10 protein-coding genes are annotated in these 12044 nt (G+C 61.2%); 4 read left to right on the top strand and 6 right to left on the bottom strand.

Annotated features, from left to right (window positions below):
- Positions 1-135 precede the first annotated feature (135 nt).
- Positions 136-897 carry a prephenate dehydrogenase gene (locus AEYBE204_RS27745; RefSeq protein ID WP_023461722.1) on the top strand — a complete coding sequence of 254 codons (762 nt, stop codon included), beginning with the start codon at positions 136-138 and terminating at the stop codon, positions 895-897.
- Positions 898-900: 3 nt separating this feature from the next.
- Here AEYBE204_RS27745 and AEYBE204_RS27740 read toward each other — a convergent pair whose 3' ends face one another.
- The 3 genes from AEYBE204_RS27740 to AEYBE204_RS27730 are packed head-to-tail and all read right to left on the bottom strand — an operon-like array spanning position 901 to position 3344.
- Positions 901-1212: a type II toxin-antitoxin system RelE/ParE family toxin gene (locus AEYBE204_RS27740; RefSeq protein WP_023461721.1), complete on the bottom strand. Its 312-nt coding sequence runs from the start codon at positions 1210-1212 to the stop codon at positions 901-903.
- Positions 1213-1214: 2 nt separating this feature from the next.
- On the bottom strand, positions 1215-1469 hold the full coding sequence (locus AEYBE204_RS27735) for an addiction module antitoxin (protein WP_031230203.1): 255 nt from the start codon (positions 1467-1469) through the stop codon (positions 1215-1217).
- A gap of 57 nt (positions 1470-1526) precedes the next feature.
- A complete protein-coding gene (locus AEYBE204_RS27730; RefSeq protein ID WP_023461719.1) occupies positions 1527-3344 on the bottom strand; it encodes a cation:proton antiporter in 1818 nt (605 codons plus the stop codon).
- A 403-nt stretch (positions 3345-3747) separates the two neighbouring features.
- On the opposite strand from AEYBE204_RS27730, the gene AEYBE204_RS27725 reads away from it, so the two are divergent.
- A complete protein-coding gene (locus tag AEYBE204_RS27725; RefSeq protein ID WP_023461718.1) occupies positions 3748-5889 on the top strand; it encodes a M13 family metallopeptidase in 2142 nt (713 codons plus the stop codon).
- Positions 5890-6202: 313 nt separating this feature from the next.
- Entirely contained in the window at positions 6203-8362 is a 2160-nt protein-coding gene (locus tag AEYBE204_RS27720; protein WP_023461717.1) for a prolyl oligopeptidase family serine peptidase, read from the top strand.
- A 40-nt stretch (positions 8363-8402) separates the two neighbouring features.
- Here AEYBE204_RS27720 and AEYBE204_RS27715 read toward each other — a convergent pair whose 3' ends face one another.
- Together AEYBE204_RS27715 and AEYBE204_RS27710 are read right to left on the bottom strand one after the other, a co-directional pair.
- Positions 8403-8837 carry a helix-turn-helix domain-containing protein gene (locus AEYBE204_RS27715; protein ID WP_023461716.1) on the bottom strand — a complete coding sequence of 145 codons (435 nt, stop codon included), beginning with the start codon at positions 8835-8837 and terminating at the stop codon, positions 8403-8405.
- 100 nt (positions 8838-8937) lie between these two features.
- Positions 8938-9174: a hypothetical protein gene (locus tag AEYBE204_RS27710; protein ID WP_023461715.1), complete on the bottom strand. Its 237-nt coding sequence runs from the start codon at positions 9172-9174 to the stop codon at positions 8938-8940.
- A 368-nt stretch (positions 9175-9542) separates the two neighbouring features.
- Between AEYBE204_RS27710 and AEYBE204_RS27705 the strand changes: the two genes are divergently transcribed.
- Positions 9543-10166 carry a TetR/AcrR family transcriptional regulator gene (locus tag AEYBE204_RS27705; protein WP_023461714.1) on the top strand — a complete coding sequence of 208 codons (624 nt, stop codon included), beginning with the start codon at positions 9543-9545 and terminating at the stop codon, positions 10164-10166.
- Positions 10167-10504: 338 nt separating this feature from the next.
- Here the strand turns inward: AEYBE204_RS27705 and hisS are convergent, their stop codons facing one another.
- Positions 10505-12004 (bottom strand): histidine--tRNA ligase, encoded by a 1500-nt coding sequence (gene hisS / locus AEYBE204_RS27700; RefSeq protein WP_023461713.1) that lies wholly within the window; start codon positions 12002-12004, stop codon positions 10505-10507.
- Positions 12005-12044 lie beyond the last annotated feature (40 nt).

Below are 12044 nucleotides of genomic sequence, written 5' to 3'. Positions count from 1 at the left end.
ATATTTGCAAAAACACCCTTAATTCCTGCAAAATCCATCTAATTATACGCGGGTTTGGCGTTTAATGTCGCACAGCTGTTTAGAACATGCTACGCCGCCTCCCTTCTAAAAAGATAACTATAAAAGCGACGTGACGTGGTGAAAAAAGTTCACAGACTGGGTCTGTTCGGGTTAGGGGCCTTCGGGCGGCTGATCGTGCGTCATCTGGCGCCCTATTTCGACATCCTGGCCTATGACCCGTCGCCCGAAGCCAGGGCCTATGCCAAGCGCCACAATGTCTCGCTGGTCTCGCTCGAAGAAGCCGCCGGCTGCAAGGTCGTCATCCTCGCCACGCCGATCCGTACCCTGAAAGAACTGGCGACGAAGATCGGGCCGCACGTGCCGCTGGACGGCCTCGTCATCGACGTCGGTTCGGTCAAGGTTAAGCCCGCCGCGTGGCTTCAGGAGGCCCTGCCGCCACAGGTCTCGATCCTGTGTACGCACCCTTTGTTCGGCCCGCAATCGGCGAAATTCGGCATCCACGGTATGGAAATCGTCGTCTGCCCGGTGCGTGTGCGTCACCTGAAACCCATCGTGCAGTTTTTCGAGCGGACGCTGGACCTCAAGGTATCGCTGACGACGCCGGAAATCCACGACCGCGCTTTGGCCGCCGTGCAGGGCCTGACCCACATGATCGCCAAGGTGCTGAGCGGCCTTGAGCCCCTGCCGCGCGTCCACACCACGCGTTCCTACGACCTGATGATGCAGGGTGTCGGCCTTGTGCAGGGGGATTCCGACGAACTGTTCATGTCGATCGAGCGCGACAATCCGTTCGCGGCCGAAATCCGCAAGCGCTTCTTCGCCGAGATCGACGGTCTGCGCGACCGTTTGGAAGCCCACAGCCACGCGGCGGATTGACGCTCATAGACCAAATGCGTCCTTGAGCCATTCGATCTGGTGCATCCGCTGATGCAGTATTGTCACGATACCGATGTCGCCATTCGATAGCCATCTCCAATAGACGAAATGGCTTTCATAACGGAAGACATAGCCATCGACGCCAAATTCCGCCGGGACGGGTCGGGAGTTAACGCTGCGGCTTTCAATACGTGCAAACGTCTGAAACAGTCCGTTAATATATGTATCCGCCTGCGCATCGCCCCATCTGTCGCGCGTGAACCTGTAAATTTCATCAAGGCGTACCGAGGCGGCCTCTTGAATCCGCACAGCCATGCCTACGACCTGTTGCGAGCAATGACTTCTGCCGCCGACAACGGTTGGTAAGATGTTTCAGGAGCCGAAAAGGCCTGAGTCAATTCCGCTTTCAGTCGTTCAAAAGCGCGCTCATCGGCTTGTGACTTATCCTTACGAATAAGGTCGCGAATATATTCGCTTACATTTTCATAGGCACCGTCAGCCCCGACATTTTGAGCGACGAAATCGCTCAGGGCACCGCTGACGCGAACCGTCATGGTCGTGGTATGGGACATGCGCATTCTCCTAACACCTGTCTTCATTATAACCAATAATGAAGACAGGTGCAATAATTACGCCTCGCCTGCCGCCTTTCGCAGGGTCGAGCGCAGGATGCGCGGCACATGACCATCCGGTGCGTATTTGAGCAGGTCCTTGCGGAACTCGTCGCGCTTTTCGTGGATCGAGGCCAGGACCAGCCCCATCGGCACCCCCAGATCGACCAGCGTGTTTTCCGCCAGTTGCAGCGAGGCCTCGATGGTTTCGGGCACGGCGTCGGTGACCCCCAGACCGTAAAGCTTTTCGGCGTGGCGGGCATCGCGCGCGCGCGCGATCAGGCCGACATCGGTGCGCACCGTCCGTACCGCTGAGACCACATTATCGGTAAAGGTGGCGTTCGACACCGTGACCACCACCGCGCGAACATTATCGAGCCCCATCCTTAGCAGCATTTCGGGGTTTGACGCATCACCGTACCACGCTTCGACGCCCTCCTTGCGCGCACGCGAGGTCACGCGCGGATTGGCGTCGATCACCGCGAACGGGATATCGTGCCGCTTCAGCATATCGACGACCAGCTCGCCGACGCGCCCATAGCCGACCACCAGCACATCGACCTTTTCGGAAACCTGCGACGGCGCGACCGCCGTTTCGCTCTCCGCCACGGCGGATTTGCGATTGACCTTACCGCCCAGCATGGCCAGCGCCGGGACGAGGAACATCGAGACGATGGCCGAAACGATCACGGCGTGGCCGAAACCTGACGAGACCAGCTTGCGCCCTACGGCCTCGTCGATGATGACAAAGGCGAACTCGCCCGCCGGGGCCAGCACGGCGGCGGCTTCCAGCGCGCCGCGCCAGCTCAGGCCGAAGCTGCGCGCGATCGGGGCGACAATGGCGATCTTGAGCGCGATCAGGGCCACAGCAAACCCCAGAACCAGCACCGGCTGGGCCATGACGATGGCGAAGTCGAGCCGCGCGCCAACCGTGACGAAGAACAGGCCGAGCAGCAGGCCTTTGAATGGCTCGACCATCATTTCGATTTCGCGGCGATATTCGGTTTCGGCCAGCAGCAGCCCGGCGATAAAGGCCCCCAGCCCCATCGACAACCCGGCCCAGACCGCCAGTTGCCCGGACACCAGAACGACGAGGAAACAGGCCGCCATGAAGATTTCCGCGCTTTTGGCCAGCGCCGCCGAGCGGAACAGCGGCCTGAGCAGCAAACGCCCGCCGACGACGATCAGGCCGATGGCGAGGATGGCGGGAATGAGCGCCAGCAAGCCGCTGATGCCGAAGGAGTCGGTGCCTGACGCCAGCACGATGACCGTGACCATGATCGGCGCGACGGCCAGATCCTGCGCCAGCAGGACGGCGAAGACGCTGCGACCCGTGGCTGTATGCAGACGCTTGCGCTCGGCCATGACGGGCATGACCATCGCCGTCGACGACAGGGCCAACCCCATCGCCACGGCGACGGAACCGCCGATGCTGCGCCCCAGCAGCAGGAACAGCCCGGTCAACACGGCGGCGCACAGCACGATTTGTAGCGCCCCCAGCCCGAAGACCATTCGCCGCATGGCCTTGAGGCGCTCCCAGGTCAGTTCCAGCCCGATGGCGAACAGAAGAAAGACGACGCCCAGTTCGGCGAGTTGATGCACATCCTCGGTTTGCGAGATGGTGAACATCGAGACGAAGGGTACATGGTCTTCCAGCCGTCCTAGGCCGAACGGCCCCAGAAGCGCGCCGACCAGCAGAAACCCGAGGACCGGCGAGACGCGAAAGCGGTGGAAAAACGGTACGAAGACCGCCGCGGCGATCAGAAACGCGATACCCGACGAACTGGTGCCTGACGTCGCCACATGCGCGGCGGTCCCTTCCGGTAGCAGATTCATCGGCAACGCGTAGATCCCCTTCGTGATACGAGTAAAACTCCCTTATGAGACAACCTGCGACATAGCTTCCGATTATGAAAGAAATTTTATGAGACGAACGCAAAAAAATGCGCCATGGTGCCGCGTCGTTTCAAATGAGCCTATTTTCACTGGGGACGACAGCCCTACTTTCACGGCCTGTATGAGGCTGCTTATTTCATACTCCCCCACCCCGTGGGGGAGGTGGATTTTTGAGCGCCAGCTCAAAAAGACGGTGGGGGCCTTGCGAAGGATCGACCCGCGCCGCGCGTTGAACACTCCAAAGGCCCCCACCACCCCGCGCTAAAGCGCGCGGTCCCCCTCCCCGCGTAGCGGGGAGGTATGAAAAGTAACCCCATTCGCCCCCCTCTATACCGGACAGACCATGCGTACACGTTTCCCACTGCTCGCCACCACCGCCTTGGCCCTGAGCCTCGTCACGCCCGCCCTCGCCCACGCCGATGAGCGTCGCTGCCTTGACGAGATGTGCTTCTACCAAAGCCTTCCCACCGTCGATGCCCTGTTGTCGGGCGGCGGCGCGGACGGCACCGAACCGGGCGGCCTCAACTCGACGGTCGCACGCACCTTCGGCACCTGGGGCTTCGACCTCAAGGGCATGGACACCTCCGTAAATCCCGGCGACGACTTCTTTCGCTACGCCAATGGCAAGGCCGTCGATGCCATCGTCATCCCCGACGACCGCACCTCGTGGGGCGCTTTCATCGAACTGCGCAACCTGTCGGACAACCGCCTGAAGGTCATCATCGACGACCTGTCGACGAAACAGGGCCTGACCGGCGACGAAAAGAAGATCGCCGACTTCTACAATTCGATGATGGACACGAAGTCGCGCAACGCGCTCGACATCGCGCCGCTGGCCCCAACGCTGGCCAACATCCGCGCGATTAAGACCAAGGGCGAGATGGCTGCCTATATGGGCCAGACCTCGGGCAAGTTCGGCGCCTCGATCTTCGGGCCGTCGATCAATGCCGACCAGAAGAACCCCGGCATCAACATCCTTTACGTCTCGCAATCGGGCCTCAGCCTCCCGGACCGCGATTACTACCTGAAGGACGGCTTCGCGGCCAAAAAGACGCTGTACGAGGCCTATGTCACCGATGTTCTGCGCATGGTCGGCTACCCCAACGCTGCTCAGGCCGCCAAGGACATCGTCGCCTTCGAAACCAAGATCGCCGAGGCCTCGTGGTCGCGCATCGAAAACCGCGACGACAACAAGACCTACAACCCGATGACGATCAAGGAGATCGCCGCCGCGTCGCCGGGCTTCGACTTCGTCACCTTCTTCAAGGCCTCGGGTCTCGACAAGGCCGAGAAGATCGTCGTGTCGCAAAACACCGCCTTCCCTAAGATTGCGAAGATCTACGCCGACACGCCGCTGGAAACGATCAAGGCGTGGCAGACTTTCAAGACGGTCGACGAAGCCGCACCTTACCTGTCCGACCGCTTCTCGACGCGTCAGTGGGAGTTCCGTTCGCGCGATCTTTCGGGCGCAAAGGTCCAGCGTCCGTTGTGGAAGCGCGCCCTGTCGGTCACCGACGGTGCGATGGGCGAAGCGCTCGGTCGCGAATACGTCAGCCGCTACTTCCCGGCCGAATCCAAGGTCATGATGCAGGGCCTCGTGGCGGATTTGAAAACCGCCATGGGCAAGCGCATCGACGGTCTGACCTGGATGAGCGCCGAAACCAAGGCCAAGGCGCACGAGAAGCTGAACAAGTTCGGCGTCAAGATCGCCTATCCGGACAAGTGGAAGGACTATTCCAAGCTGGAGGTCAAGGCCGACGATCTTTTCGGCAACATCGTCCGTAACTCTCAGTTCCGCTGGAACGAGCGTCTGGCCAAGCTCAACAAGCCGGTCGATCCGCTCGAATGGGGCATGACGCCGCAAACCGTCAACGCCTATTATTCGCCGACGCGTAACGAGATCGTCTTCCCTGCCGCCATCCTGCAACCGCCCTTCTTCGACCCGAAGGCCGATCCGGCGGTCAATTACGGTGCCATCGGCGGCGTGATCGGCCACGAGATCACCCACGGCTTCGACGATCAGGGCCGTAAGTCCGACGGTGACGGCTTCCTGCGCGACTGGTGGACGGCGGAAGACGGTGCCAAGTTCGACGCTCAGGCCAAGATCTTCGGCGCGCAGTACGACACCTACGAGCCGCTCCCCGGCGCGCACGTTCAGGGCGGCCTGACCATGGGCGAGAACATCGCCGATCTGGGCGGTGTGCTGATGGGCCTCGAAGCCTATCGCCTGTCGCTCAAGGGCGCGGAGGCTCCGGTACTCGACGGCATCACCGGCGATCAGCGCGTCTTCCTCGGCTTCTCGCAGGTCTGGGCGACCAAGTACCGCGACGACGCCCTGCGCGCGCAGGTCGTTTCCGATCCGCACTCGCCGGGCATGTTCCGCGTCATCGGCCCGATGCGCAATATCGACGAATGGTACAAGGCGTTCAACGTCAAGGACGGCAAGTATTACCTCAAGCCGGAAGACCGCGTCAAAATCTGGTAACGCCAAACTATACCTCCCCGCTGGCGGGGAGGGTGGCACTGCGGAGCAGTGACGGGTGGGGTGGCACCGTAAAGCTGAACGAATACACCCCACTACTATTGGCTCTGCCAAATGGTCCCCTCCCCGCACTGAAGTGCAGGGAGGTATAAGAATTGATAAGCCCTCCGGTTAGCGCCGGAGGGCTTTTTTGCGCCTGTAACCCTGCCCCATATTACCGTCTTGACAGAATGCGTAACAAAGTTACCACTTCAACCATTCTCAGTTCAGCATTGCCGTGCCTGCCATTCCTCATTCCATATTCAAGGAATTTCCCATGACCGTGTCCAACCGCCGGCAAATGCTGGCTGCCGCCTCCAGCCTGTTTTCGCTCAGCCTCCTGCCCGCCGCCGTCCGCGCCGCCACACCGGCCCTCAAACAGCCCGTCGCCCGCATTGACACCGTCGTTGACACCCGCTTCGGCATCACCCTGCCCGATCCGTACCGCTGGATGGAGACGACGACCAAGGACAAGGAGTGGGAGCCGTTCATGAAGGGGCAGGCGGCCTATAGCCGCGCCTGGTTCGACGCCCTCCCTGGTCGCGCCGATCTGGCCAAGCGCGTCGCCGCCCTGTCCGGCGATACGGCGGCGGCCCTTACCGTGCAACCCGTCGGCGACAAGCTGTTCTTCGAGCGCCGTCCCGCCGGCGCCAACAACAACAAGATCTATGTCCGTGATGGCGGCAAGGACATTCTGCTCATCGACCCGGAGACCATGAAAGGTGCGACCGGCGCCCATATCTCGATTGACTACTGGTCGCCGTCGCCCGACGGCAAGTATCTGGCCTATGGATCATCGGAGGCCGGGTCTGAAAATTCGACCATTCGCGTGCTAGAGGTCGCCACGCTGAAAGTCCTGCCCGACGCGCTCGACCGGGCGCAGTACGGCTCGCCGTCGTGGCTTCCCGATTCCAGCGGCTTCTTCTTCATGCGCGGTCGGGCCGACGCCGTGCTAGGGGCCGCGGACTACTACGCCGACCGCATCAGCTATCTGCATAAACTCGGCAGCGAGGCGAAGACCGACAAACTGATCTTCTCGCGCACCGCCGTCCCGGGCATCACCGACAGCGCCTACGAGTTCCCCTTCGTCATGGTCACGCCGGGTTCGGACATCGCGCTGCTGGGCCTGTTCGAGGGCGTGCGCCACGAGATGCATCTGCTGGCCGCACCGCTGAAGGACGCGATCGCCGGCACCGCCAAATGGCAACTCGTCTGTAAGCCCGAAGACGGCGTCACCTATGCCGCGCTGAGAGGCAACGACCTTTACCTGCTGCTAGAAAAGGACACGCCGCTGGGCCGCGTCCTCAAACTCGACGCGCGCAAGCCGGACCTGAAAGCCGCCGTCGAGGTCGTGCCGCAGGGCAAACTGCCGATCGAGGCGATCACGGTGGCCAAGGACGCCCTTTATCTTCAGATCATGGACGGCGGCAATCAGCGCTTCCGCCGCCTCGACTGGACCGGCAAGCTGACCGACGTGAAAATGCCGTTCGACGCCGGGGTCTATGCCGTGGTCGCCGATCCGCTGATCGACGGGTTCTACACCCGTATTTCGGGCTGGATCAATCCGACCGGCATCTGGCGCTACGACCCGAAGACGGGCGTCCTCAGCGACACCGGCCTGAGCCCCAAACCGGACATCGACCTGTCGCCCTACGAGGTCATCACCGGCCACGCTCCGGCGCGCGACGGCACGATGGTGCCGATCTCGCTGGTGTTCAAAAAGGGCCTCAAGCGCGACGGCAAGAACCCATTGCTGGTCGACGCCTACGGCTCCTATCAGGTCTCGATCAGCCCGGCCTTCGGCGCGCGTCAGGTCGCCTTTATGGAAAAGGGCGGCATCATGGCCTCGGCCGGCGTGCGCGGCGGCGGCGAGTATGGCCGCCCGTGGTGGGAGGCCGGCAAGAAGAAAAACAAGCCGAACACCTGGCGCGACCTGATCGACTGCTGCGAGTACTTCATCAAGGAAGGCTGGACCTCGACGCCGAAACTGGCCGTCGTCGGGGCCTCGGCGGGCGGCATCACCATGGGCCGCGCCCTGACCGAGCGTCCGGACCTGTTCGGGCTAGTCATTTCGCAGGTCGGCTGGTCGAACCCGGCGCGCGGCGAAGTCGAGCAGAACAATGCGCCGAACATCCCCGAATTTGGCGACGTCAAATCGGCCGAAGACTTCCCCGCCATCTACGAGATGGACGCCTATTTCCACGTCAAGGACGGGGCGAAATACCCCGAAGTCATCCTGACCACCGGCATGACCGACCCGCGCGTCGCCCCGTGGCACGCCGCCAAGATGGCCGCGCGTCTGCAAAAGGCTACGGCGTCGGGCAAGCCGGTCCTGCTGCGCGTCGACTTCGATGCCGGACACGGGCTAGGCTCGACGCGCTCGCAGCGCGACGAGGAGACGGCGGACCTCTATGCCGCAGTGCTGAATTTGAAGTAGGAATAAGGCCGGGCATGGATCGCCATGCCCGGTATCTTTTTTAATCTTCGTCGATTTCGGCCAGCGAGCGGACCAGTTCGAGAATCCGGCGCCGCTGCTGTGCCGATTTGATGCGCGGGAAGGCTTCGGCCAGTTCGATGCCTTCGCCCGACATCAGAAAGGCATGCACGGCCTGCTCGCTGTGCGACTCGCTGAACCCTTCGGCTTCGCTGCCAGCGAAGCCTTCGAAGTAATAGGCCACGGGCGCTTTCAGAACGCGCGAAATCTCGTAGAGCTTGGACGAACTGATGCGGTTGGTGCCGCGCTCGTACTTCTGCACCTGCTGAAAAGTCAGGCCGATCCGGTCGGCTAGCGCTTCCTGGCTCAGACCGAGAAACTTCCGTCGCATACGCACGCGGGCGCCGACATGGATATCAACGGGATTGGGCGCCTTGTCGTCAAAGGAAACGGGCGTATTTTGAAGGGTCGAATTCATTCTGTACTCATACCAATTTGCGACACATTACGCGTGCCTTACGGTTGCACTGCAAGTGCTAAGCCGTAATACGGGTAAGTGCTGCTATTGGATCACAGAATCAGTCTTTGCGCGACAGTGATAAACCTATGAGTCGCAAAACAACCCCCGCGGCCAGCAAGGCGCCGCCGATTTCGGCCTGGATCATATAGCGGTCGAGGTGACCGAACATGTCGTTGGCGGGCGACATGCCGCCCTGAAACCTGGCCAGTACGACATAGACCATCAACAGCGGTGCCAGTGCCAGACCACCTCCGGCCAGCATGATCGTACGAGCGGAATTTTGAAAGCGAACCATGAGACGACACCCTTTTGGATGAAAGAACCGCGCCCTGAACAGCCCGCGCGTGTGGCTCGGAAAAGCGCATCCCAAAAAGTGTGCAGCGGTTTTTGGAATCAGATGCGCGACTAAGAAAGCGCATCCCAAAAAGTGTGCAGCGGTTTTTGGAATTAGATGCGCGACTAAGAGATGAAGAGTTGGGGCGAAACGGCTGGGAACCGTTCCGCCCTCCCCCTCGCTCCGGCCCCCCGGAGTGTGTGAACTGCGCCCTTTAACACGGGGACAACATATGTTATGAACGCCGTTCACAATTCTGATGTAGCGCACATTTGAACTTTGTTCAATGTAAAAATGAACATTGTTCAAATTATTTTTTGAGTGACCCAGTGACTGATACGCCCGACACCGCCGCCAAACCGTCCGCCACCACGCGCCGCCGCGAAGCCCAGTTCGAAGCCCTGATGCAGGCTGCCGAAGCGCGTATTGTTGCCGACGGTGTTGCGGCGTTGAAGGCGCGCGATCTGGCCGGAGATATCGGCATTGCGCTGGGCGGGCTCTATAATATCGTCGCCGATATGGACGATCTGATGCTCCGGCTGGCGCAGAGGACTATGGGGCGTCTTGATGCCGCGCTCGAGGCCGGGGCCGCGACCGCCGACGAACCCGCCGCGCAATTGCAGGCTATCGCTCTGGCCTATTATGATTTCGCCCGGCAGAACCTGCAATTGTGGCGCGCGCTGTTCGAGATGCGACTGAAAAATCCCGATCTGCCGGAATGGAACGTTGCGGCGCAGTTGGGCCTGTTCCGTCACATGAATACGCCCATGTCGGGTCTGATGCCGGATAAGTCGGAGATGGAACGGACGCTGGTCGCGCGAACCCTGTTTGCCGCCGTGCATGGGATTGTGGTCATCGGTCTGGAAGAACGTCTGATCGCTGTCCCGCCTCAGGCACTGGCCGCGCAGATTCGCTGGCTGGTGCGCGCCGCCTGCAAGGATGTCTCGGCCTGATTTAAAAAAATTGACAGATGCGTCAGAATTAACCCTGTTAATTCCGGAATCTGAAATTAGAAAGGCCCGGCAATGGGGGATAAACACACTGCCGGGCCTCTTCTGTTTTAAAGAGCGTTTCCTCCCCGAAACGCCGGGAACTGACTTCATCTCTCTGGCGAAGTTCCGTTCTCTTGAGGCCAGAGAAAACAGCTTTTTGGAGGCTGTGTCAACGCCTTTTATCGCATTATGTCAAAAATAATCCGACAGCTTGCGGTTATGTCAAAAAACCATAAAGACACGCCACATAATTGACAGCGATGTCATTCTTAAGCCGAAGTTAACGCTACGAAAAGCGATTAACCATTTACGATAGATTTCAAATGGTTGATCGCCTCGGCACGCGGCAAGGTAACTTGCCCCGGACGGGCTTCGCGCCATTCCTTATTGTCGGAAATTTTACCGGCCAGTTCGCGCCCCTGATCGAGATCCTTGATGGTTACGGTACCATTTGCCAGCTCATCGCCACCCAGCATGACGGCGGCGGGCGACAAACGGCGATCGGCGTATTTCATCTGTGCCTTCATGCCCGAACGCCCCAGATACACCTCGACGGCGAGCCCGGCGGCACGAATTTCGGCGGCCAGTTTGAAATATTCGCCCATATCCGACTCGGAAAACGCGATGATGACGATCGGGCCGCGCACGGGCTGCACCGCACCGGTTTCCGCGAGCGCCAAGGCCGCCGCCAGACGCGACACGCCGAACGAAAAGCCCGTCGCCGGGACGCTTTGCCCGGTGAACCGTGCCACCAGATCGTCATAGCGCCCGCCACCGCCGACCGAGCCGAACTTGACGAGGTTGCCCTTGTCGTCGCGCGTCTCCATCAGCAGTTCGGCCTCGAACACCGCGCCGGTATAGTATTCCAGCCCACGCACGATCGACGGATCGAACAGGGCTTCCGATTCGGCGACGCCAAGACCGGTCAGCGCCGTCGAAATGCGCGACAGGTCCTCAAGCCCCGCCTGCCCTTCCGGCGAATTGGCCAGCACGGCGGCAAGCTTGTCCAGCACCGCGCCGCGTTCGGCCTGCCCGCCCGAAGCGTCACGACCGGCGGCAACGAAACTCAGCACGGCGGCAATGGCGGCGTCGTTGAGGCCCGCGCCCTTGGTGAAATCGCCCGACTCGTCCTTGCGTCCGCCGCCGAGCAGCAATTGCACGCCGTCGAGGCCTAGACGCTCCAGCTTGTCGATGGCGCGCAGGACGCCCATCTGCTGACCGGCGCTGTCGACGCCCAACGACGACAGAAGCCCGTTAAGCAGCTTGCGGTTATTGATGCGCAGCACGGTCGGCAAGGCATTGGCCTTGAAGCCTGCAACCGCCAGCGCGATGATTTCGGCATCGGCTTCCGGCCGGTCGGTGCCCACCGTGTCGGCGTCGCACTGCATGAATTCGCGCAGACGCCCCGGCCCCGGCTTTTCGTTACGCCACACCGGCCCGAAGGCGTAGCGGCGGAACGGCTTGGGCAGGGTTTCCCAGTTCTGCGCCGCGAACCGCGCCAGCGGCGCCGTGTGGTCGTAGCGCAGCGCCATCCACTGCTCATCGTCGTCCTGAAGCGAGAAGACCCCGACGTTCGGGCGGTCGGCGTCGGGCAGGAACTTGCCCAGCGCATCGGCATATTCGAAGGCCGAGGTTTGCAGGGCCTCGAAGCCGAAGTCTTCATAGACCTTCGACACATTGGCGATCAGCTTGCGCTCGATGGCGATCTGCGATGCGCGCTTATCGGCAAAGCCGCGCGGGGCCCGCGCTTCGGGGCGGAAATCGGTGAATTCGGCGGTATTGGGGGCGTTTTCGGTCATGCTGCGCGATTAAAGCAAACGGCGGCATCAGACAAGACCC

This window comes from Asticcacaulis sp. YBE204, assembly GCF_000495855.1.
In the GTDB taxonomy this organism is placed as follows: domain Bacteria; phylum Pseudomonadota; class Alphaproteobacteria; order Caulobacterales; family Caulobacteraceae; genus Asticcacaulis.
The sequence above is the reverse complement of the archived record's forward strand: the minus strand, read 5'-3'. Positions and strand labels throughout refer to the sequence as shown.

Excerpts from the sequence above, each read along its gene's own strand:
- AEYBE204_RS27740 (WP_023461721.1), bottom strand. The coding sequence starts at position 1,212 with ATGGCTGTGCGGATTCAAGAGGCCGCCTCGGTACGCCTTGATGAAATT.
- AEYBE204_RS27735 (WP_031230203.1), bottom strand. The coding sequence starts at position 1,469 with ATGTCCCATACCACGACCATGACGGTTCGCGTCAGCGGTGCCCTGAGC.
- AEYBE204_RS27730 (WP_023461719.1), bottom strand. The coding sequence starts at position 3,344 with ATGAATCTGCTACCGGAAGGGACCGCCGCGCATGTGGCGACGTCAGGC.
- AEYBE204_RS27725 (WP_023461718.1), top strand. The coding sequence starts at position 3,748 with ATGCGTACACGTTTCCCACTGCTCGCCACCACCGCCTTGGCCCTGAGC.
- AEYBE204_RS27720 (WP_023461717.1), top strand. The coding sequence starts at position 6,203 with ATGACCGTGTCCAACCGCCGGCAAATGCTGGCTGCCGCCTCCAGCCTG.
- AEYBE204_RS27715 (WP_023461716.1), bottom strand. The coding sequence starts at position 8,837 with ATGAATTCGACCCTTCAAAATACGCCCGTTTCCTTTGACGACAAGGCG.
- AEYBE204_RS27710 (WP_023461715.1), bottom strand. The coding sequence starts at position 9,174 with ATGGTTCGCTTTCAAAATTCCGCTCGTACGATCATGCTGGCCGGAGGT.
- hisS (WP_023461713.1), bottom strand. The coding sequence starts at position 12,004 with ATGACCGAAAACGCCCCCAATACCGCCGAATTCACCGATTTCCGCCCC.